Source organism: Saccharothrix luteola (genome assembly GCF_020859565.1).
Taxonomy (GTDB): Bacteria; Actinomycetota; Actinomycetes; order Mycobacteriales; family Pseudonocardiaceae; genus Actinosynnema; species Actinosynnema luteola.
The window spans coordinates 381,963-403,121 of record NZ_JAJHUO010000005.1 but is presented as its reverse complement, the minus strand read 5'-3'; the positions used below and the strand labels follow the sequence as shown (position 1 = coordinate 403,121).

18 protein-coding genes are annotated in these 21,159 nt (G+C 72.2%); 1 reads left to right on the top strand and 17 read right to left on the bottom strand.

The window, feature by feature from the left end; translation table 11 throughout:
• Positions 1-608: 608 nt before the first annotated feature.
• From tsaE to glmS, 5 genes are all read right to left on the bottom strand, one after another.
• Positions 609-1,067, bottom strand: coding sequence for a tRNA (adenosine(37)-N6)-threonylcarbamoyltransferase complex ATPase subunit type 1 TsaE (gene tsaE, locus LNK82_RS09405; RefSeq protein WP_230566527.1), 459 nt, complete (start codon positions 1,065-1,067; stop codon positions 609-611).
• Positions 1,064-2,167, bottom strand: coding sequence for an alpha/beta fold hydrolase (locus tag LNK82_RS09400; protein ID WP_372470444.1), 1,104 nt, complete (start codon positions 2,165-2,167; stop codon positions 1,064-1,066). Before LNK82_RS09400 ends, tsaE begins: the two co-directional genes overlap by 4 nt.
• Complete coding sequence (alr, locus tag LNK82_RS09395) at positions 2,164-3,276, bottom strand: alanine racemase (protein WP_230566526.1); 1,113 nt, start codon at positions 3,274-3,276, stop codon at positions 2,164-2,166. The genes LNK82_RS09400 and alr overlap by 4 nt, the downstream gene beginning before the upstream one ends.
• A gap of 209 nt (positions 3,277-3,485) precedes the next feature.
• Positions 3,486-4,880, bottom strand: coding sequence for an NAD(P)H-hydrate dehydratase (locus LNK82_RS09390; protein WP_230566525.1), 1,395 nt, complete (start codon positions 4,878-4,880; stop codon positions 3,486-3,488).
• A gap of 15 nt (positions 4,881-4,895) precedes the next feature.
• A complete protein-coding gene (gene glmS, locus LNK82_RS09385; RefSeq protein WP_230566524.1) occupies positions 4,896-6,758 on the bottom strand; it encodes a glutamine--fructose-6-phosphate transaminase (isomerizing) in 1,863 nt (620 codons plus the stop codon).
• 134 nt (positions 6,759-6,892) lie between these two features.
• Here glmS and LNK82_RS09380 point away from each other — a divergent pair, with 134 nt between their 5' ends.
• On the top strand, positions 6,893-7,717 hold the full coding sequence (locus tag LNK82_RS09380) for a dienelactone hydrolase family protein (protein WP_230566523.1): 825 nt from the start codon (positions 6,893-6,895) through the stop codon (positions 7,715-7,717).
• Between the two features lie 25 nt (positions 7,718-7,742).
• Here the strand turns inward: LNK82_RS09380 and LNK82_RS09375 are convergent, their stop codons facing one another.
• The 12 genes from LNK82_RS09375 to LNK82_RS09320 form a co-directional block, all read right to left on the bottom strand.
• The gene (locus tag LNK82_RS09375; protein ID WP_230566522.1) at positions 7,743-8,258 is read right to left on the bottom strand and encodes a hypothetical protein; all 516 of its coding nucleotides are present in this window, start codon (positions 8,256-8,258) and stop codon (positions 7,743-7,745) included.
• Between the two features lie 24 nt (positions 8,259-8,282).
• Positions 8,283-11,162, bottom strand: coding sequence for a hypothetical protein (locus LNK82_RS09370; RefSeq protein ID WP_230566545.1), 2,880 nt, complete (start codon positions 11,160-11,162; stop codon positions 8,283-8,285).
• Positions 11,162-11,470, bottom strand: a complete 309-nt coding sequence (locus LNK82_RS09365; RefSeq protein WP_230566521.1) for a type VII secretion target — start codon at positions 11,468-11,470, stop codon at positions 11,162-11,164. Before LNK82_RS09365 ends, LNK82_RS09370 begins: the two co-directional genes overlap by 1 nt.
• Before the next feature lie 127 nt (positions 11,471-11,597).
• The gene (locus tag LNK82_RS09360) at positions 11,598-12,065 is read right to left on the bottom strand and encodes a hypothetical protein (protein WP_230566520.1); all 468 of its coding nucleotides are present in this window, start codon (positions 12,063-12,065) and stop codon (positions 11,598-11,600) included.
• A 42-nt stretch (positions 12,066-12,107) separates the two neighbouring features.
• Positions 12,108-13,442, bottom strand: a complete 1,335-nt coding sequence (gene glmM, locus LNK82_RS09355; RefSeq protein ID WP_230566542.1) for a phosphoglucosamine mutase — start codon at positions 13,440-13,442, stop codon at positions 12,108-12,110.
• Positions 13,443-13,559: 117 nt separating this feature from the next.
• Positions 13,560-14,147 carry a 30S ribosomal protein S9 gene (rpsI, locus tag LNK82_RS47625; protein ID WP_372470447.1) on the bottom strand — a complete coding sequence of 196 codons (588 nt, stop codon included), beginning with the start codon at positions 14,145-14,147 and terminating at the stop codon, positions 13,560-13,562.
• Positions 14,148-14,173: 26 nt separating this feature from the next.
• Positions 14,174-14,617 carry a 50S ribosomal protein L13 gene (gene rplM / locus LNK82_RS09345; RefSeq protein WP_033436749.1) on the bottom strand — a complete coding sequence of 148 codons (444 nt, stop codon included), beginning with the start codon at positions 14,615-14,617 and terminating at the stop codon, positions 14,174-14,176.
• 291 nt (positions 14,618-14,908) lie between these two features.
• The gene (locus tag LNK82_RS09340) at positions 14,909-15,205 is read right to left on the bottom strand and encodes a WXG100 family type VII secretion target (RefSeq protein WP_230566518.1); all 297 of its coding nucleotides are present in this window, start codon (positions 15,203-15,205) and stop codon (positions 14,909-14,911) included.
• 77 nt (positions 15,206-15,282) lie between these two features.
• Positions 15,283-15,594, bottom strand: coding sequence for a WXG100 family type VII secretion target (locus LNK82_RS09335; RefSeq protein ID WP_053718448.1), 312 nt, complete (start codon positions 15,592-15,594; stop codon positions 15,283-15,285).
• A 146-nt stretch (positions 15,595-15,740) separates the two neighbouring features.
• A complete protein-coding gene (locus LNK82_RS09330; protein ID WP_230566517.1) occupies positions 15,741-16,163 on the bottom strand; it encodes a hypothetical protein in 423 nt (140 codons plus the stop codon).
• 16 nt (positions 16,164-16,179) lie between these two features.
• Positions 16,180-17,991 (bottom strand): type VII secretion-associated protein, encoded by a 1,812-nt coding sequence (locus LNK82_RS09325; RefSeq protein WP_230566516.1) that lies wholly within the window; start codon positions 17,989-17,991, stop codon positions 16,180-16,182.
• A 104-nt stretch (positions 17,992-18,095) separates the two neighbouring features.
• Positions 18,096-20,888 (bottom strand): AfsR/SARP family transcriptional regulator, encoded by a 2,793-nt coding sequence (locus tag LNK82_RS09320; RefSeq protein WP_230566515.1) that lies wholly within the window; start codon positions 20,886-20,888, stop codon positions 18,096-18,098.
• Positions 20,889-21,159 lie beyond the last annotated feature (271 nt).

The window sequence follows — 21,159 nt, the reverse complement described above, 5'->3', positions numbered from 1 at the left end:
AAAGCATGTCCTCGCCGGACGGGCAGATCAGCAGGATGACCCCTGGTTTGGCGGTCCTATGCCGGGTCCGTCGTTGGTCCGGGGCCCGTGTCAACCCACCGACCTCCCTCCGGGCTACCACACGTATCAAGGGGGCCGACATCAGTGAACGACCAGGCAGAGGACCCACAGCCCCCTTGACACGCGCGGTAGGGCAAAGCCAGGTCGGCGGGATGACACGAACCCCTCGTTTTGCAGAAAAGGCCGGCACCGAGCCCATGGTGACGCCGCTCCACACGACCCGCGCCAGGCCCGCCGCTCCCGTCCACTGACAGGCTCTTCCCGAAAAGAAGGGCTTCGTGTCATCCCGCCGACCTGGCAGAGCCCTACCGCACGGGTCAAGGGGGCACCTACCACCCCGACAGGAACACTGGGCTGGAACCGCCCCCTTGACGCGTGTGGTAGCCCGGAGGGAGGTCGGTGGGATGACACGAAACCCGGACCGACAACGGACCCGCAGCCTGACCGCTCTCCCCGTCATCCTGCTGATCTGCCCGTCCGGCGAGGACACGCTTTCAAGTTTTGAAAGCTTGAAGGCAGAGCTCTGGAACCCGCCGACCGCCGCTGAATCAGGCAGGAAGCTCGCGGTCGACCCAAGCGCCGTGCGGGTGGAGGTGGGCGATTCGGACGTCGTCGTCCCGGCGTTCCAGCCGAATCAACAGGTGGTCCTCGGACAGACGCTCAGCCGCGCCCTCGCCCCACTCCACCGCGACCACGGCGTCCACCAGATCCGTGTCCAGGTCGAGGTCGTCCAACTCGTCCAGGTGACCACCGAGCCTGTAGGCATCCACGTGCACCAAAGGCACGCCGCGACCATCGGGCGCGGGATCGTGGACGCGGGCGATGACGAAGGTCGGCGAGCTGACCCGGCCCGTCACGCCGAGGCCGTCGGCGAGGCCGCGCACCAGCGCCGTCTTGCCCGCGCCCAACGGCCCGGACAGCAGCACCAGGTCACCACCTCGCACCAGCCCACCCAGCTTGCGCCCGAACTCCTCGGTGTCCTGCACCTCGGGGAGCGTCACGCTCACGCTCGTCGCCACCACCGTCGCCTGCTTTCCGACCGTTCGGCGCCACTGCGCCGAACCAATCCGACCAGGTGCCCGGTGACCAGGTCGGGTTGTTCCAACATGAGCATGTGGCCCGCCCCGGACACGCGGACCAGTTCGCCGTGCGGCATCTCCTCGGCCATCCGCTCGGCGTGCGAGAAAGGCGTCAGCTTGTCCGCGTCGCCGCTGATGACGAGCACCTCGCAGTGCCGAAGACCGGCCAGCGCCTTGTAGCGGTTGTGGGTGCCGAGGGTTTCCAGGAACTCGGTGAGCACCTGCACCGTGGCACCGCTGATCATCTGTTCCATCAGGTCGACCAACGACGGGCTGACCTTGCCGTTCCCGAACGCCAGCGCGCGGATCCCGCTCCACGTCAGCGTGGACGCCCTGCGCCTGACCCACTCGACCAGGCCCGGTTGCAGCCCTGCGAGCCTGCCGACGCCCAGCGTCACGGGGTTGTAGCGGGACAGCACGGACTTCGGCAGTCCGGCACCGCCGACCGCGCCCGCCGCCGTGCCGACGAGCGCCACGCCGCGCACCCGGTCGGCGAACAGCTCGGGCCGCTGCTCGGCCAACGCCATGATCGTCATGCCGCCCATGGAGTGGCCGACCAGCACCAACGGGCCGTCGGGGGCCATCGAGCGGATCACCGCGTCGAGGTCCTTGGCGCACTGCTCGATCGTGCTGCCCTCGACCGTGGACCGACCGGAACGGCCGTGGCTGCGCTGGTCGTACAGGATCTGGCGCACGCGTGGCTCGACGAGCGCGGCCAGGTCGCGGCGCTGGAAGTGCCAGCAGCGTCGGTCGAGGGCGAAGCCGTGCACGAGGACGACCGTGACGTCGGGTTTCCCGCCGTCCTCCGGGTCGACCTCCTCGGCCGACAGCGGCACGCCGTCGTCGGCCGCGACGGTGGACTCGCGGGTCGGGGTGAGGCGGCCGAGCGGTTCGGCGGCGAGCGGGTCGTCGGCCTGGCGGTCGTTCGAGACCTTCTTCTGGTTCGCGGCCACGCCGACCGCGACACCGGTCGCGGCGGCGCCGAGGATGCCGCCGGCCCAGCCGACGGCTTTCCACACCGTGTTCACGGGCGTGTCCCGACATACGTCCGGGTGACACGCGGTCGGTACATGCCGGTGACGATCTCGTAGTCGATGGTGCCGGTGGTGTCGGCCCACTCGCGGGCCGTCGGCTCGCCGTTGCCGCCGGATCCGAACAGCACGACCTCGTCCCCCTCCGCCACCACGTCGTCGCCGCAGTCGACCACCACCTGGTCCATGCAGACCCGGCCGACGATCGGGCGGCGACGTCCGGCCAGCCAGACGTCCATCCGGTTCGAGAGGCTGCGCGGCACGCCGTCGCCGTAACCGACGGGCACCAGGGCCAGGTTCGTGTCGCTCTTCGCGGTCCAGCTCAGGCCGTAGGACACCGATTCACCGGCGGGGATGCGCTTGGCGAGCGCGACCGCGGACCGGAACGTCATCACCGGGCGCAGGTCGGCGGGCACGGGCACCGGGTTGAGGCCGTAGATCGCGATGCCCGGGCGGACCAGGTCGAGGTGGAGGTCGGGGCGGGTGATGAGGGCGGCGGAGTTGGCGATGTGGCGGCGCGGGTCGAGGCCGGCGGCGAGCGCTTCGCGGTAGGCGTCGTCGAAGCGCTCGGCCTGGGCGTCGGTGCCGCGGTGGCCGATCTCGTCGGCGACGGCGAGATGTGACCAGATCGAGTGAACTTCGACGTTGTGGGTCTTGGCGGCGCGTTCGACGAGCTCGGGCCAGCGGGTGGCCGGGCAGCCGTTGCGGGACAGGCCGGTGTCGATCTTGAGGTGGACGCGGGCGGTCTTGCCCGCCTTGTCCGCCGCCGCCGAGATCTCCTCCAGTTGGGCGAGGGAGGAGGCGGACAGGTCGACGTCCTGCTCGATGCCGGGCGCGTAGTCCGTGCCGAAGGGGTCCAGCCAGGCCAGGATCGGCACGGTGAGGCCGGCCGCGCGCAGCGCCAGGGCTTCGGCCAGGGAGCAGGAGCCGAGCCAGGTCGCGCCGGCCTCGACCGCCGCTCTGGCCACCTCCACGGCGCCGTGCCCGTACCCGTCGGCCTTGACGACGGCCATCGTGTCGGCGTTGGGCGCGAGGGCGTCGAGGTGGGCGACGTTGTGCCGGAGGTTGTCGAGGTCGATCACGACCTCAGCGCGAGGAGCAGCCATAACGCCGTTCATGGTGACACAGCCCCGACCTTCGCGAACGCGCGAGTCGAACCTCCAGGTCCCGCGTGTCGAACACTCGGGTACCCCGAATTCAACACTCAGGACGGGGTGCCGGCGTCGCGAGCGTTGAACTCACGGTGCCTGAGCGTTCGACACGCGGGACCTGAGCGTTCGACACGCGCGGTCTGAAGGTTCGACACGCCGTGGGGTTAGAGGGGGCGGATGGTGCGGATGGCGGTGGGGAGGGCGGAGAGGAGGGCGGTGGCGGTGATCGGGGCGTTGGCGGCGGCCAGGTCGGCGGCCAGGACGTGGGCCTTCGCGGCGCAGCCCGCTGCCAGGACCGGGTCGAGGCCGGCGGCCAGGAGGGAGCCCAGGAGGCCCGACAGGACGTCGCCGGAACCCGCCGTCGCGGCCCACGACGAGCGGGCGCGGTTGACCAGGACGCGGCCGTCGGGGCCGGCGATCACGGTGGTGTGGCCCTTCAGCAGCACGACGGCGTTGTACCGCTCCGCGACCTTGCGCGCGGCCGTCACGCGATCGTCGCCCACGGGGCCGGCCAGCCGCTCGTACTCCCGGTCGTGCGGCGTCAGGACCAGCGGGGTGTCGGGGTCGCGGGCGTCCCACAGGTCCGGGTTGTTGGCCAGCATGGTGATCGCGTCGGCGTCAGCGCACACGGGCACACCGGCCTCCAGGACCGTCCGCAGGACCGCCTCCGCGCCCAACCCGGTGCCGATACCGGGCCCGACGACCCACGCCTGCACCCGGCCCGCGTCCGTGATCGACCCCGTGCAGATCGCCTCCGGCCACCGCGCCCGGACGCCCTCGACCGCCGCACCGGCATACCTGACCAGGCCGGACGTCGACAGCAGCGCCGCACCGGTCGCCAGCACCGCCGCGCCCGGGTACGTCGCCGAACCGGCCGCGACCCCCGTCACGCCCTGCGTGTACTTGTCGTCCTCCGGCCCCGGCACCGGCCACGCCCCGCCGACGTCGGCGACGTCCAGCTCGACCAGGTCCGGCCCGTGCAGCTCGCCGCCCAGCCCGATGTCGACCAGCCGCACGTCACCGCAGTCGGCCAGCGCGTGCACGGGCTTGAGGCAGCCGAACGTCACGGTCGTGTGCGCGCGCACGGCGGGCCCGGAGACCGCGCCCGTGTCGGGGTCCACGCCGCTGGGCAGGTCGACCGACAGCACGGGCGCGTCGAGGTGCGCGACGTGCTCGGCGGCGTCCGGGCGCAACGGGCCGCGGGCCGAGAGGCCCACGATCCCGTCGATCACCAGGTCGACGTCGCGCAGTTGCGGGACCACCCGCCCGCCGACCCGGCGGAACGCCGCCAAGCCCTCGGCGTGCACACGATCAGGTGTCAGCAGGACAGCGGACACGGTGACGCCGCGTTTGCGGAGGTAGTAGCCCGCCCAGAGCGCGTCACCACCGTTGTTGCCCGCGCCGACGAGCAGGCCGACGCGCCGCTTTCCCGCCAGCAGCTCCGCCGCGACCACCGCGACGCCGAACGCCGCGCGGCGCATCAGCGCGCCCGGCGGCACGACCGCCATGACGCGCTCTTCCGCCGCCCTGACCCGATCCGTCGTCCACAGACCCCGCATGGGGCCAAGCCTGCCCTACTCGACCGTGACGGACTTCGCGAGGTTGCGCGGCTTGTCCACGTCGTAGCCGCGGCTGCGGGCGATCTCCGCGGCCAGCACCTGCAACGGCACCGTGGAGATCAACGGCTGCAGCAGCGTCGGCACCGCCGGGATCTCGATCAGGTGATCCGCGAACGGGCGCACCGTCTCGTCACCCTCTTCGGCGATCACGATCGTGCGCGCACCCCGGGCCTGGATCTCCGAGATGTTCGACACCAGCTTCGAGTGCAGCACCGCCCGACCCTTGGGCGACGGCATGATCACGACCACCGGCAGGCCCTCCTCGATCAACGCGATCGGGCCGTGCTTCAGCTCGCCCGCCGCGAAGCCCTCGGCGTGCATGTAGGCGAGTTCCTTGAGCTTCAACGCGCCTTCGAGCGCCACCGGGTAGCCGACGTGCCTGCCGAGGAACAGCACGGCCTTCGAGTCGGCCAGCTCACGGCCGAGCGCGCGGACCTGGTCGATGGTGCCCAGCACCTTCTGCACCGCGTCCGCCATGGCCTCCAGCTGGTGGAACTCCTGGGCCACCTCGTCGGGGTACTTCGTGCCGCGCGCCTGCGCCAGGGCCAGGCCGACCAGGTAGTTCGCCGCGATCTGGGCGAGGAAGGCCTTGGTCGACGCGACACCGATCTCCGGGCCCGCGTGCGTGTAGAGCACGGCGTCGGACTCGCGCGGGATCTGCGCGCCGTTGGTGTTGCAGACCGCCAGCACGCGAGCCTTCTGCGAACGCGCGTGGCGGACGGCCTCCAACGTGTCGGCGGTTTCACCTGACTGGGAGACGGCGACGACGAGCGTGTCGCGGTCCAGCACGGGGTCGCGGTAGCGGAACTCGCTGGCCAGCTCGACCTCGACGGGCAGCCGCGTCCAGTGCTCGATGGCGTACTTGGCGACCAGGCCGGAGTGGTAGGCCGAGCCGCAGGCGACGACGAAGACCTTGTCCACGTCCCGGAGGTCCTGGTCGGAGAGGCGCTGCTCGTCGAGCACGACCCGGCCGTCGCGGAAGTGGCCGCGCAGCGTGTTGGCCAGCGCTTCCGGCTGCTCCTCGATCTCCTTGAGCATGAAGTACTCGTGGCCGCCCTTCTCGGCGGCCGACAGGTCCCAGTTCACCGTGAACGGCTTGGCCTGCGCGTCGGCGCCGTCGAAGTCGGTGACGCGGTAGCCGTCGCGGTCGATCACCACGACCTGGTCCTGGCCCAGCTCGACGGCCTCGCGGGTGTGCTCGATGAACGCCGACACGTCGCTCGCGACGAACGTCTCACCCTCGCCGACGCCCACTACCAACGGCGACGAACGGCGGGCGGCGACGACCACGTCCGGGTGATCCGCGTGTGTCACGACGAGGGTGAACGCGCCTTCGAGGCGGCGGACCACCGTGCGGACGCTGGCTTCGAGGTCGCCCTTGGTGTCGCCCTCGTCATACGCGCGGGCGATGAGGTGCGCGGTGGTCTCGGTGTCGGTGTCGCTGGCCATCTCGACGCCCACGGCCTCGAGTTCGGCGCGCAGGGCGGCGAAGTTCTCGATGATGCCGTTGTGGACGACGGCGACGCGGCCCGTGACGTCGCAGTGCGGGTGGGAGTTGCGGTCGATCGGCGCGCCGTGGGTGGCCCAGCGGGTGTGGCCCATGCCCGCGGTGCCGGTGAAGGCGTCGCGGCCGACCTCGTCCAGCCGTGCCTCCAGGTTCGTCAGGCGGCCGGCCTTGCGCTCGACGGCCAGGCCGCCGTCACCGTCGAGGACGGCGACGCCCGCCGAGTCGTAGCCCCGGTACTCCAGCCGCCGCAGCCCGTCGAGCACGACGTCCAGCGCCGACCTGTGTCCCACATATCCCACGATTCCGCACACGAGGCACAGCGTAACTAGACCAGGGCCGTCACCCGAAAGGGCCACTTCACCGCGTTTGCGCAGGTCACAGCGGCAATTGGTGTAGACCAATCGGAACGTGCGCGCCGTCACCGCGATCGACTACCGTTCGCGGGGTGAGCGGCTACTCGGCGAAGCAGGTGCTCGACCAGCTCAGCAGGCCCGGTGAGCACCCCGTGCTGCGCGGCGACCTGGCTCTGGTCGGGCTTCCGGGCCTGATCTACACGCCCTCGGTCGGGCTGGGGCTGCCGGCGGTGGCCTTCGGGCACGGCTGGTTGCAGCCCGTCAACCGCTACCGGGCGCTGCTGCGGCACCTGGCCTCGTGGGGCTTCGTGGCCGCCGCGCCGGGCACGCAGCGCGGGCCGTTGATGTCGTCGCGACTGATGGCCGGGAACCTGCGCACGGCGCTCGACGTGTGCACCGGCGTACGGCTGGGTGACGGCGGGATCAGCGTGGACGCGTCACGGCTGGCGCTCGCCGGTCACTCGATGGGTGGCGGCGCGGCGGTGCTCGCGGCGGCGGACGACCCGCGCGTGCGGGCGGTCGTGACGTTGGCCGCGTCCGAGACCCGGCCGTCGGCGCTGGACGCGGCCCGGCGGGTCACCGTGCCCGGGTTGCACCTGGCCGGCGGGGAGGACCGCATCGCGCCGCCGGTCGGGCACGCGGAGGCGATCGCGGAGGCGTGGCAGGGGCCGGTGCAGCTGCGGTCGTTGCCGAAGACCAGCCACCTGGGGTTCGCCGAGGGGCGGCACTGGAGCGAGCTGCTGCTCGACGGCAAGGGCGAGCGGGCGGCGCAGAAGCTCGCCCGTGCCCTGGTGACGGCGTTCCTGCTGCGGACGCTCAAGGGCGAGAAGCAGTGGGACGCGCTGCTGGACGGCGACGTGAAGGGCGCCGTGCTGACCTTCCGGCGCGGACCGCTGGACCGGCTGCCGACGCGATGAGCCCCGCCGGAGCGGGGCTCATGGGTCACGTCAACCAGCTCTGACCACCGAAGTCGTCGTCATCGTCCACCTGCCGCGCGGGACGGCGCGGCGGCGCGGGCGGCCGGGCCGGCTGCACCGGCGGCGGCGGGGGAACCGGCGGGCCGGTCGGGGTCCGCCCCCACTGGTTGCGGTTCGCGGGCTCCGGGCCGCGCAGGAACGAGTCGCCGGGCGCCTGGGCCGCCGCGTTCGCGGCACGCGCCCGTTCCAGCGCGGCCAGCTCGTCGGCGATCTCGTCCGGCGCCGCGTCGTCGTCGGCCGGGCCGAACGCGTACTCCTTCGGCTTGTTCCGGTTCGCCGCCGCCTCGCGCTTGGCCTCCGCCATCTCGCGCAGCCGCGCGACCAGCTTCTTCTCCTTCTCGACGAACTTCTGGTGGCTCTCCTTGGTCGCCTTGTCCGATTCCTCGAACTTGCGCGCGGCCAACTCCATCCGCGCCGAGTGCTCGGACTTGATGCCTTCGAGCCGTCGCTTGACGGTCTCCAGCGAGTCGAAGTCAGACACCAACCCTCACCCCGTCCGAGCCGATCACCGGCGGTCTTCGCCCAGCAGCCCGCCCAGGCGTTGCATGCTCAGGTCGTCGTCGTCGAACAGCGACCCGGTGGTGCGCCACTGGCCGGAACTGCTGCTGCGCTCGGTGTCACCGCCACCCTGCTGCTGGCCACCGCCCGCCATGCCGCCACCCATCATCCCGCCGCCCATCATGCCCCCGCCCGCGGGGGAGCCGGCGGGCTGGCCCGTGGCGCCCTCCTGCATGGTCGGCAGGGTCGCCGAACCGGGCTGGGCCGCGTGGGAGGCGTTGGTGTCGGCGAGACCGCCCTGGTCCGAGGCGGACGGCGGGCTGCTCCACGGGTTGTCCTGGCCGGTGCTCGGACCGCCGAGCACGGAGTCCGCGCCGTTGAAGCCCGATCCGCTGCCGAGGACCGACGCGCCGGAGGTCGAGGTCGTGCCGCCGGAGTCCGCGACCTGCGACGGGAAGCCGAGGCCGGGGTTCTGGCCGCCGCCCTGACCGAAGCCCTGGTCGAACGACGGGCCGGGCGCCGGCTGCGTGAAGACGGGCTCGGTGAAGCCACCCGGCACGGCAGACGGAGCGGTGAAGCCCGGCGCCGCCGGCGGTGCGGTGAACCCGGGCTGCGCGGCCGCGGGCTCGGTGAAGCCGGGCTGGGGCGCGACGGGCTCGGTGAAGCCGGGGCCGCCACCGCCGAACGCGGGCGGTCCTTCGGCCGGCATCGTGCCGATCAGCGGTTCGCCGACCGGGCCGCCCTGGGGCGACATCGAACCGAACTCGGCCGAACCGCCGAAACCGGGCGCGCCACCGCCGACACCGACACCCGCCGGCGACCCGCCCTCGGCGGGCATCGGGCCGAAGTCGGCCGGCCCGCCGAACGACGCGCCACCGACCGCAGCGCCGCCGAACGACGCGCCGTCGGCGCCGGCCGGCGCGGTGCCGATCATCGACTCCCCGATCAGGGGTTCCGGCCGGCCCAGGTCACCCGGCAGGTCCTCCGGCCGGGAGCCCGCGGGCTCGTCCTCGCCGAACTCGACGCCGTACTGCTCGGGCGAGCCGTCGCCGTTGTCGACCGACAGGTTGATCTCACCGGTCAGCGGGTCGACCTCGGCCGTGATGGCGAGGCCGTCCAGCTCGATCAGCGCCTTGCCGTCCGCGCCCGCCTGCACCGGCGTCACGTCGCCGGGCGCGCCGGTGCCGCCCGCGGCGACCGGGGTCCCGGGGGTCGCGCCGGCCGCGGCCACCGGCGTGGCGCCGCTCAACGCGCTCGCCAGGGCCGCGCCGCCGTTCTGGCCCATCAGGGCCTTCGCCGCGTCCGGGTTCGCGCTGAAGTCGACCTGGTAGCTCTTCGGCTCGCTGGTCGGCGTGTCGACGGTGATCAGCACCTGGCCCTTGGCGTCGGGCTCGGTGATCTTGATCTCGTTGTCGCCGCTCTTGATGGTGACGGTCTCCGGCGCTTCCTCGTCCGACTTGAGGCCGTCGGGCTTGCCGTCGCCGTCGAGGTCCGCCCCCGCGTCCGGCTTGCCGTCGCCGTCCAGGTCGCCGGGCACGTCGGGCTTGCCGTCGCCGTCCTTGTCGAGCGGGTTCTCCACCTTCGGGATCTCCGGCGTGCCGCCGCCACCGCCAGGGGTGCCACCGCCGCCACCGGGCGTGCCGCCGCCACCGCCGGGGGTGCCGCCACCGCCACCGGGCTGGTCGGACCCGCCCGTGCCCGGCTGGTCACCCGGCTTGTCCGCGGGCGGCTCCTGCTTGGCGGGCTCGAACGGCTTGGTGTTGAACGCGTCGATCTGCTTGCCCAGTTCTTCCCAGGCCTTGTCGACCGATTCCTTGGTCGTCTTGCAGATGTTGTCGAACAGCTCCCACTTGCCGTTGACGTCGTTGTGGAAAGTGCCCTGAAGCCATTCGCGCGACTTCTTCCGGACCTCTTCCTTCCACACGTCCTCGTCGCACGCCTCGTCGTTGATCTCGAAGTTCACGAACCCGGCCACGCGGCGCAGCAGCGCCTCGTCGTCGCTGGTCGCGCCCTGCACGACCTGCTCGACCTGCGCCGGGCTCACGCCCGCGATGTCGTAAGGGCTCGCGACGCCCTCCAGGATCGTCCGCGCCTTCGCGTTCACCAGACCGGACACCGTGTGGCACGCGGCCCGCGTGACCTCCGCGATGTGGTCGATGGCGTCGGCGTGCGTGGACGCCTTCTTCGACATGTCGGTGACGAACTGGCGGGAGTTGTCCGCCGCGGTGCCGGTCCAGTTCGCCCAGACCTTGCCCATCGACCGCTCGGCGTCCGCCTGCCGGTTGCGGGTGTCGGTGGCGACCTGGCGCAGCTCGACGATGTCGATGTCGATCTTGTGGAAGTCGATGTCGCGCTGCTCGTCGTAGCGCTTGCGCAGGTTGTCGAGCGAGGTGTCGACCTTGGTGCCGACGCCGATGATGCTCTTGGCCTTCTCGTAGGCCGGCAGGAAGTTCTCGAAGTACTTCAGGCCCGGCGCGCCCGCGTCGAGCAGCTCGTTGGAGTTCGCCACGCCCGCACCGCCATCGGACGCGCGCTGCTCGGACGCGGCCAGCGCGTCCTGCCCCGCCTGCTTCTTCTCGTTGTGCTCCTCGGTCTTCCGGGCACCTTCGTCGTACGACTTCTTGGCCTGGTCGTACGCGTTGTTCAGCCGGTCTTCCGAGCTGTCCGACCACGGCATCGAGTTGGAGAACGACTGGCCGAAGCCGTCGCCCCACGACACGTCGTAGTCGTCGAGGTACTCCTCGAGCTCGTCGTTGTGCGTGCCGCCGAGGACGTTCCCCTCGGCGTCGGCGACGTAGTACGCCTCGAGCAGCGCCTTCTTCTGATCGTGCGGGACCGAGGGGTCGTCGACGATCTTCTTGACTTCATCCCAGGACGGAGTCGCCATCACTTGTTCCCGGTGTTGTTGAACGTGTCGGCGTTGCCCTGGTCGGACCAGTCGTAGCCGTTGGCCGATTCGCGGAGCTTGTCGGCGACGCCGCGCATGGCGGTCGCGTGCGCGGTGATCGCCTCGGCGATCTTCGGCAGGCCGGCGAGGTAGCGGGAGCCGCCCGCGGTGTGCTCACGGCCGAAGTCCTTGGCCGTGACCGCGCTGGACGTGACCTTGGTCTTGTACTCCTCGATGTCACCCGCGACGCCCTGGATGGTCGTCGCGGAAGCCATCAGCTCGCCCGCGTTCGCCTGGTAACCCGACATGCGCTGGTGCCTCCCCTTCGTCCCCGTTCAGACGCGACGGCGCCGTTCCGGGTTCCGACCAAGGATCGCAGCCCGGGTGGGCGGACTCGCTCGGATCGGCGAAGTCGATTGCCTTCGCGAACCGGCCTCAGCCCTGCGGTGGCGGCGTGCCATCCGACGGCGGGCCGGGCGGGTAGGGCCCCGGGTCCTGCGGCGGCCGGCCGTGCGGCGGTTGGCCCGGTTGGCCGTAGCCCTGTTGTCCCGGCGGCGGCTGCCCCGGCCCCGGTTGGCCGTAACCAGGCTGTCCGGGCGGCGGCTGGCCCGGCCCCGGCTGGCCGAAGCCCGGTTGCCCCTGAGGCGGCTGGCCGTAGCCGGGCTGTCCTGGTGGCTGACCGTAACCGGGCTGCCCCGGAGGTGGGCCGTAGCCCGGTTGTCCCTGGCCGTAGCCTTGGGGCGGGCCGTAGCCCGGCTGCCCGTGGGGTGGGCCGTAACCGGGTGGCGGGTAGCCGCCGGGTTGGTGCGGGTGGCCGGGCGGCCGGTTGCGCTTCTTCGTGGTGACCACGATCAGGACCACCACCCCGGCGACGAGCACCAGGAAGATGATGATCAGCTCCATCGGTCCGATGTTCACCACCGGCACACCCCCCCGCGTCTTCGGTCAGTGCACCGAGGAAACCACACCGGCGAGCCGCTGCGCCGCGGACTCCGCGAGCTCGGGCGTGGCCGCCTCGACCATGACCCGCACCAACTGCTCGGTGCCGGACGGTCGCAGCAGCACCCGGCCCGTGTCGCCGAGCTCGGCCGTCACGGCGGCGACCGCCTCGTTGACGGCCGCGTCCTTCGCCACCGCCGCCTTGTCGCCGACGACCACGTTGATCAGCACCTGCGGCAGCCGGTGCATCACGCCCGCCAGCTCGGCCAGCGGCTTGCCGGTCTCCGCCATCCGCGACATCAGCCGCAACGCGGTCAGCAGGCCGTCGCCGGTGGTGGCGTGCGCCGGGAGGATCACGTGCCCGGACTGCTCGCCGCCCAGCGCGAACCCGCCCGCGCGCAGCTCCTCCAGCACGTAGCGGTCGCCGACGGCGGTGGTCTTGAGGGCGATGCCGTGCTCGCGCATCGCCAGGTGCAGGCCGAGGTTGCTCATCACGGTCGCGACCAGCGTGTTGTCGGTCAGCTCGCCGGCTTCCTTCATGCCGAGCGCCAGCACCGCCATGACCTGGTCGCCGTCGAGGTCGTTGCCGTCGGCGTCGACCGCGACGCAGCGGTCCGCGTCGCCGTCGTGGGCGATGCCCAGGTCGGCGCCGTGCTCCACCACGGCGGCACGCAGCTTCGCGACGTGGTTGGAGCCGCAGGCGTCGTTGATGTTCAGCCCGTCGGGCGCGGTGTGGATCTCCACGACCTCGGCACCCGCGCGGCGGTAGGCGTCCGGGGCGGCCACGGACGCGGCGCCGTTCGCGCAGTCCACCACGACTTTCAGGCCGTCCAGGCGGTGCGGCGTCACCTTCAGCAGGTGCTGCACGTACTGGCCCTCGGCGTCCTCGATGTCGTGGACGCGGCCGATGCCCGCGCCGGTCGGCCGGTGGTCGCGGTCGCCCAGCTTCTGCTCGATCTCGTCCTCGACCGCGTCGGGCAGCTTGTGCCCGCCCGCGGCGAACAGCTTGATGCCGTTGTCGGGCATCGGGTTGTGCGAGGCGGAGATCATCACGCCGACGTCGGCGCCGAGCGCCGACACCAGGTAGGCGACCGCCGGTGTCGGCAGCACGCCCGCGCGCAGCACGTCCGCGCCCGCCGATGTGAGGCCGGCCACGACGGCCGCCTCCAGCATCTCGCCGCTGGCCCGCGGGTCGCGGCCGACGACCGCGACCGGCCGGTGCGAGCGGTCGTGCTCGGCCAGCACCCGTGCCGCCGAGGCGGCGATGGACAGCGCGAGTTCAGGGGTCAGGTCCGCGTTGGCGAGACCGCGTACGCCGTCAGTGCCGAACAGCCGAGCCATGATCGCCGTGACCTCCATGCACACAGGACGATGAGGGGGGAAAAACACTGCGGGAGCAGCAGTTCGACGAAGAACTGACTGCTCCCGCAGGATGGTGCTCGCTCGACCCGGGAAAGGTCAGCGCTTGCTGTACTGAGGCGCCTTGCGGGCCTTCTTGAGACCGTACTTCTTCCGCTCCTTGACCCGGGGGTCACGGGTGAGGAAGCCGGCCTTCTTCAGCACCGGGCGGTCCTCGGAGTCGACGGCGATGAGCGCACGCGCGATCGCGAGGCGCAGCGCACCGGCCTGGCCGGTGGTGCCGCCGCCACGCAGGGTCGCGATGACGTCGAACGTCTCCGGCTTCTCCGTCGTCACCAGGGGCTCGCGGATGAGCTGCTGGTGCACCTTGTTCGGGAAGTAGTCGTCCATCGACTTCCCGTTCAGGGTGAACTTGCCGGTGCCGGGGAGGAGACGCACGCGGACGATGGCCTGCTTGCGCCGGCCGACCGTCTGCGCGAGGTGGTGCGCACCCGCGTTGAGGGTGTGCCGCACGACGGGCGTGCCCTCGACCTCGGCGTCCTCGGCTTCGGGGGTCTCGCCTTCGGTGGCGTCGGCTTCGGCGGCTTCCGCCTCCGGGGCCTCGGCCTCGGTGGCCTCCGCCTCGACGGCGTCGGTCTCCACGGCGTCGGTCTCGACCGCGTCGAGCTCGGCCTCAGGGGTCGTCACGTCGATGTCCTCGGTCTGGTGCTCGGTCACTGGGCGACCTTCTTGATCTCGAACGGCTGCGGCTGCTGCGCAGCGTGCGGGTGGTTCGGGCCCGTGTAGACCTTGAGCTTGCCCGCGATCGCGCGGCCGAGGCGGTTCTTGGGCAGCATGCCCTTGATCGCCTTCTCGACCAGCCGGTCGGCGCGGGTGTCGAGCACCTCGCCGAACGAGCGCTGGCTCAGGCCGCCCGGAAAACCGGAGTGCCGGTACACGAACTCCTGATCACGCTTCTTGCCGGTCAACGCCACCTTGTCCGCGTTGATGACGATGACGAAGTCACCGGTGTCAACGTGAGGTGCGTAAGTCGGCTTGTGCTTGCCGCGCAGCAGCGTCGCGGCCTGGGTGGCGAGCCGACCGAGCACCACGTCCTGGGCGTCGATCACGTGCCAGGTTCGGGTCACCTCGCCGGGCTTCGGGCTGTACGTGCGCACGGGTCTACCTCGTCGTCACTTGCGTCTGGGGTCATTGCGGCGGCTGCTCAGGCCAGAGACCCCAGGTGGGCAGAGGACCAGAACACGAGGTACGCATAGTGCGCACCAGTTACCGCACAACAACGTAGGAAGATACCGGTTGGGGTCGGCGCGGGTCAAAACGACCCCTCCCGAACCCCTCCGGACCTGCCTCGACCGACCCGGACCGCACCCTGGCGGACCGGCCGAAACACGTACGCGGGCCCCGGATCCTCGAGGATCCCGGGGCCCGCGGGGGGTCGTGCGGCCGAATCAGGCCCAGCGGCCCTGGTTCTTGGCCTCAGCGGCCTGGTACGCGTCGGTCGCGGACTGGACGGCCGTGCCGATCTGGGCCAGCACCTGCTGGAGACCCGCGGCCGACTCGTCCCACGCGCGCTGCGCCTCCTGGTAGCTCGCCGACGCGCCACCGTCCCACTGCGCGATGACGGGCGTGAGGCGCGACTTCAGGTTGTCGAGCTCGGACTGGATCTTGCCGGCCTGGCTGCTGATGTCGCCCGCTGCGCTGCTCAGCTGCCCGAAGTCAACCTTGATGTTGTTGGCGTCGACCATGATCTCCCCTTGGAAGTGAAGTCAGAAAGAAGAAAGAAAGCGAAAAGATGTGGAACGCGACCTGAATTCGGGATGGATCAGCCGCCGAGCCGGTTGGTGATGGCCGACATCTCCTGCGCCTGCTCCTCTTCCTGCTGGATGTAGGTCGCCGCGCTGCCGTCCATCTGCTCGGCGATGTCCATCAGGGCCTTCTGCAGCTTGTCGGCGTCCTCGCGGAAGCGCTCCATCAGCTTGTTGAAGGCGATCGCCGCGCCACCCTGCCACGCGCTCGACAGGCCGTCGATCGTGTTGCCCAGCTGCCCCAGGACGCCCTGGACGTTGCCGTTGGTGCTGACGATGTCCTTCGCTGCGCCGACGAGCTCTTCATGTCCGGTCGAGTAACCAGCCATTGGGTGCGACCCCCTTGGTCGAAGTGATCAGGCGTTCTCGGTTCGTACGCCTGTTACGACGCAGACCTTGCCACGTCCGGTTCCACGCTGTCGCGACTTCTCCGGAAGTAGTTGCGGTTGTAAACGCGACGGGTCCCGGAACGGGGTCAGTAGAGGATTCGCGCTTGCGAAAAGTCCTCGTCATCGCCCCTTTCGGGGGGAAGTTGGCCGCTCGGGCCGGCCACCGCGCGGGAACCGAGCGCCGGGCGTGGCGGAACTGCATTTGCATTCGCGTCCGTTTGCTCTCGCGATTTCTCCGGCGCGAGCAGTTCCTGCGCGGGGGGCAACTCCTCCACGGGCAGGCCGCGGTGGTGGCGGAACCCGGTGGCGACCCGCTGGACGTCCGGTGACGTGGGCGCGTGCCGGTCGGGCTGGACCTGCCCGGCCTTGGCCTGCTCGGCGAGCCGCTTGTTGCGGTCGCGCTGGGCCGCGTTCTTCGCGCCCGCGGCGTCCGCCGCGCGCCGGCCCCTGGTCACGGCGGCGTCGAGGTCCGAGCGGAACCGGGCGAAGGCCTCCGGGATGCCGGTCATCACATTCCCCACAAAGTCAGCTGGTCACGGTCAGCGTGCGGACGACCTGCTCGCACGCGGGGCGGACCCGGTCGTGCCCGTCCTGCGGGTACTGGCACCCCACGCTGACCTGCACGTCGTCCTGGAACAGCACGTACCAGTCGATGACGGCCGACTCCACCACTTCCCGGTAGTAAACGACATCCTTGGTGGCGAAGTCGGCGGAAGCGTCGAAATCGGACACGTTCGCCCGCTGGTCGTACTGCTCGCGCAACTCGGTCTCGGCCCGTGCCGGGTCCTGGGTGGCGTTGTAGTTGAGCCGCCGCTCCTCCACCGCGATGACGTCCCGGGTCGACTCGGGCGCCTCGGGCTTGAGCAGCACCTTGCGGCTCTCGACCTGGCCGCCGGTCTGCTGCCACCCGCCCGGCACGGTGAAGCTGTAGTCGTACTGCGCGATGATCTTGCCCTCGGTGTCGCCGGACGTGGTCGTGGAGGACGGGGCGGGTGTGGTCGGGTCGCCCGTCGTGGCGTCGCCCCGGCTCAGCACGTACGCCGTGGACGCGGCGACGGCGACGGCCACGACGGCGGCCGCCACGAGCAGCGGCACGCGGCTGCGGCGCGGTGGGGCCTGCACGGGCGCGGGGGTGGGCGGCGGGAAGTACGGCGGCTGGGGGAACCCGGCGGGCGGCGACGCCGTGATCCGCCGGGTGATCTTGCGGGTGTGGTCCTCGGTGATCTTGCGGGTGACGTCGCCCGTGCCGGTGGGCAGCGCGCCGGTGCGCAACGGGTCCACGCTCACCGCTCTGAGCGCGCCGCGGGCCACCACGGTCTCCGGCTGGTCGATGCTCGTCGGCACCACGCCGGACTGCTCCAGCACCAGGCGGGCCACCAGCGGGATGCGGCTGGACCCGCCGACCAGGAACACGCCGGCGAGGCCGCGCGGGTCGAGCCCGGCGTCGCGCACCGCCGTCACCACCAGCGCGGCGGCCCTGGTGAGCGGCGTGCCGATCAGGCGTTCCAGGTCGGTGCGGGTGACGTGGGCGTCGGGGAACGGCGGCGGCATCGGCACGTCGGTGTAGGCGTGCCGGGACAGGGTCTCCTTCGCGCCGCGCACGTCCTGGCGCAGCACCCGGCGCTTGCGGCGGTCGGACAGCTCGCGGCCCTCCACGAGCTGCCGCCACGCGTCCGGGTCGCCGGGCGAGACCAGCGAGCCGACGTGCTCCAGCAGCGCCTGGTCGACGTCCGCGCCGCCGAAGCCGGGGTCGCCCTTGGTGGCCAGCACGCGGAACGTGCCGCCCTGGCGGGCCACCACGCTGGCGTCGACCGTGCCGCCGCCGAGGTCGAGCACGGCCAGCGCCGCGCCGTCCGGGATGGCGTGGGTCGCCGAGTGGAACACCGCCGCCGCGACCGGCTCGGGCACCAGCCGCAGCTCCTGGCCGAGCCCCCGTGCCGCGTGCAGGAGCACCCTGGTGCGGATCGCGCCCCAGTCGGCGGGGTGGGTGAGCACGAGCAGGTCGACCCGGGCGCCGCCGGCCACGCGCCGCGCCTCGTCCACCGCCCTGGTCAGCACGGCCCGGACGACGTCGACCACCGGCAGCACGCTGGTGCCGAGCAGCAGTTCGCCCTCGTCGACGCGGCGCTTGGGGTGCGGCTCGTAGCGGGACGGGTCCACCGCGGCCTGCCGTTCGGCCTCCTGGCCGACGAACAGCGTGCCGTCGGCGGCGGCGAACACCGCGGAGGGCACGATCGGCTGGCCGTCGACCACGACGACCTGCGGTTCCCGGCCGTGCAGCGACATCGCGACGCAGGTGCTGGACGTGCCGAAGTCCACCGCCACGTGCAAGCTCATCCGTCATCCCCCTCGTCGGCCGGGGCGGGCCTGCATATGCATACCTCACCGGACCGACGATCCGCCGCCGGGTCGCCGAGCCGATACCCGATGCCCGGCCGGGGTCAGCCGCCGTCCCCCGCCAGGGCCCTGAGCTCCGCCGCGCGGTCGCTGCCGAGCCGTTCGTAGAGGTCGATCGCCCGCCTCCGGTGCTCGGCGGCCGTCACCCGGTCGCCCCGGCGGTCGAAGACGTCCGCCAGGCCGGCCAGCGCGGCGGCGTGCTCCCACGGGATGGTGGCCTGGTCGAGGATGCCGAGCGTGCGCCGGAAGTAGTCCAGCGCCTCGTCCAACCGTCCTGCCTTCAGGTGGATCTCCGCCGCGACGATCGCCGCCTCGGCGGTGCCGGTGGCGTCGGCCAGCCGCTCCAGGACCGCCAGCGCCCTCATGGCGCTGTCGAGCGCTTCGTCCTCCCGGCCGAGCGCGCTCAACGGCCGGGCGACCTCCATGAGCGCGGCGGCCTCGGTGTGCTCGTCGTCGACCTGCGCGCACGCCTCGATCGCTTCCCCGTAGCGCTCGATCGACTCCTCGTACCGACCCAGCTTCATCAACGACGACGCCGTGTTGCACAGGGTCAGCGCGAGGTGCCCCGTGAAGCCGCGCTCCCGCTGGATCCGGACGCCGCGCTCCCCGTGCTCCAGCGCCTCCTCGTGCCGCCCGAGGTGGTCGAGGCAGGCGCAGATGTTGCCGAGCAGCACGGCAGCGGGCGCGTGCTCGCCGGCCGCCTCCATCAGGGCGTGCGCCTGGCGGAACTGGTCGAGCGCCTCCTCGTTCCGCCCGCACGCCCAGTAGCCGCCGGCCAGCCCGCTGAGGATGCGCGCCCGCGCCCGGTCGTCGCCCCGCCGCAGGGTGGCGTCGAGGGCGATCTCGTGGGTGGAGATCCAGTCCGAGACGTGACCGCCGTGGTAGTAGAAGCCCCAGAGCAGGTACGGGAGCTGCCACGCGTGCTCGTCGAGCCCGGTGCGGGCGGCGTGGCGCACGGCGGCGGCGATGTTCTCGCGCTCCGCCTCGAACCACTCCACGGCCGGGCCGGCGGTGTCGAACCCCGGCAGCTCCAGCGACCCGTCGGTGGTGCGCACCGGCAGCCGCGGCCGGTGCGGGTAGAGCGCCTCATCGCCGGCCTTCACCACGGCGAGGTAGTAGTCGAGCAGCCGCACGATCGCGGCGTCGTCCGGTTCGGCGGTGCCCTGCGCGTACTGGCGGACCAGGTCGTGCAGCCGGAACCGGCCCTGGCGCGGTTCCTCGACCAGGTTCACCTCGACCAGCGCGCCGAGCACCTCGTCCACCACGTGCGCGGGCAGGCCCGACAGCGCGGCGCCGGAGTAGCGGTCCACGTCCTCGCCGATGTGGCGGCCCAGCGCCCGGAACACGCGCCGCTGCACGTCGTCCAACGTCCGGTAGGACACGGCGAACGCGGACGCGACGTCCCGGTCGCCCGCGGCGAACTCGCGCAGCCGCCGCCGCTCGTCGCGCATCCGGTCGATCAGGTACTCGGCGGTCCACGACGCCCGGTGGTTCAGCCTGGCCGCCGCGAGCCGGATCGCCAGCGGGAGGTGGCCGCACAGCTCCACCAGCCGGGTCAGCGCGGCGGGGTCGAGCGTGGTCCGGCCCGCCACCTGCCGGAAGAGGTCGACGGCGACCGGTCCGGGCAGGACCGGCAGCGACAGCGCGTGGCTGCCGTCCAGGCCGACGAGCCTGCGCCTGCTGGTCACGATCACCAGGCAGCCGGGCGTCGACGGCAGCAGCGGCCGGACCTGGAGCGCGTCGAACGCGTTGTCCAGCACGACCACCGCGCGCAGCCCGGCCAGCTCCGAGCGCCACAACGCCACCCGCTCGTCCAGCCCGACCGGCACGCGCTCGCGCGGCACGCCCAGCGAGTACAGCAGCACGGCGAGCGCGTCGAGCGGCTCCCGCGGCTCCTGGCCCTCGGTGTAGCCGTGCAGGTCGATGTAGAACCGGCCGTCGGGGTACCGGTCGGACAGCAGGTGCGCGGCGTGCACCGCGAACGCCGTCTTCCCGACGCCGGCCATCCCGTCCACCGCGCAGACCAGTCCGCGTTCGGCGACCCTCGCGACCGCCGCCAGCTCGTCGGCCCGCCCGGTGAAGTCGGGCAGGTCGCGGGGCAGGTGGTCGCGCAGGCGCACGGCCGGCGAGCCGCCGTCGTCCTCGGTCAGCAGGGCCGCGTGCAGCGCCCGCAGCTCCGGCCCCGGCTCGACGCCCAGCTCGGTGGTGAGGACGGTCCTCATCTCCGCGTAGGCGGTCAACGCCTCGGCACGCCGGCCGGACGCACGCAGCGCCGTCATCAACTGCGCCCAGAACCGCTCGCGCAGCGGGTGCTGCTTGGTCAGCGACCGCAGCTCGCCCACGAGACCGCCGCCGCGACCGGCCGCCAGCTCGGCGTCGAAGCGGCGCTCCAGCACGCCGAGGCGTTCCTCCAGCAGAGGTTCGACCTCGTCCTGGTGCAGGGAGTCCGACGACACGTCCGACAGCGGCGTGCCGCGCCACAGCTCCAGCGCCTCGGCGAACCGGCCCTGCGCGGCCAGGTCGCGGAACTCGTGCAGGTCCAGCGCGTGCGGCTGCAGCTCCGCCAGGTAGCCGCCGGTGGTCGTGCGCACCACGTTGGCCTCGCCCAGGGCTTGGCGCAGGCGCCGCACGACCATCTGCAACGTCGCCTTGGCGCGGTCCGGGTTGGGCGCCTCGCCGTCCCACAGCCGGTCGACCAGCTCGTCGGCCGTCACCGGCTGGTTCGCCCGCAGCAGCAGGACCGCCAGCAGCACCCTGGCCCGCCCGGCGGGGATCGGCACCTGCTCGTCGCCGTGCCACACCTCGATCGGTCCGAGCACCTTGAACTCAGTCCTCACCAGGCTCCCCCTGCACGGTGACGAGTGTACGGCTCGATCACGCGCCGTGACGTGGCGGCGACCGTCGCCTGAACCGGTTCTCGGTGAGCAGGTAGTGAGGGGACTGTGAGGCGCTTCTTGCACAGTGGGGTCGTTCACCGCCGCGACCCCCAGCGGGCGCGGGGCCGGAGGTGCGCCAGGGGGGATCCGGTCCCGGTGGTGGGTGCTCGTCGAGGGGGACGACGCCTGCCCGGCCCACGCCGCGGTGACGACCGGACCCGCGGGCTCCTCC

What these genes read in the sequence shown, in the direction of transcription:
- alr (WP_230566526.1), bottom strand. Translation starts at nt 3,276, where the DNA reads ATGGCTGCTCCTCGCGCTGAGGTCGTGATCGACCTCGACAACCTCCGG.
- LNK82_RS09360 (WP_230566520.1), bottom strand. Translation starts at nt 12,065, where the DNA reads ATGGAGCTGATCATCATCTTCCTGGTGCTCGTCGCCGGGGTGGTGGTC.
- LNK82_RS09330 (WP_230566517.1), bottom strand. Translation starts at nt 16,163, where the DNA reads ATGACCGGCATCCCGGAGGCCTTCGCCCGGTTCCGCTCGGACCTCGAC.
- glmM (WP_230566542.1), bottom strand. Translation starts at nt 13,442, where the DNA reads ATGGCTCGGCTGTTCGGCACTGACGGCGTACGCGGTCTCGCCAACGCG.
- LNK82_RS09370 (WP_230566545.1), bottom strand. Translation starts at nt 11,162, where the DNA reads ATGGCGACTCCGTCCTGGGATGAAGTCAAGAAGATCGTCGACGACCCC.
- LNK82_RS09390 (WP_230566525.1), bottom strand. Translation starts at nt 4,880, where the DNA reads ATGCGGGGTCTGTGGACGACGGATCGGGTCAGGGCGGCGGAAGAGCGC.
- LNK82_RS09365 (WP_230566521.1), bottom strand. Translation starts at nt 11,470, where the DNA reads ATGTCGGGTTACCAGGCGAACGCGGGCGAGCTGATGGCTTCCGCGACG.
- LNK82_RS09325 (WP_230566516.1), bottom strand. Translation starts at nt 17,991, where the DNA reads ATGAGCTTGCACGTGGCGGTGGACTTCGGCACGTCCAGCACCTGCGTC.
- LNK82_RS09340 (WP_230566518.1), bottom strand. Translation starts at nt 15,205, where the DNA reads ATGGTCGACGCCAACAACATCAAGGTTGACTTCGGGCAGCTGAGCAGC.
- LNK82_RS09335 (WP_053718448.1), bottom strand. Translation starts at nt 15,594, where the DNA reads ATGGCTGGTTACTCGACCGGACATGAAGAGCTCGTCGGCGCAGCGAAG.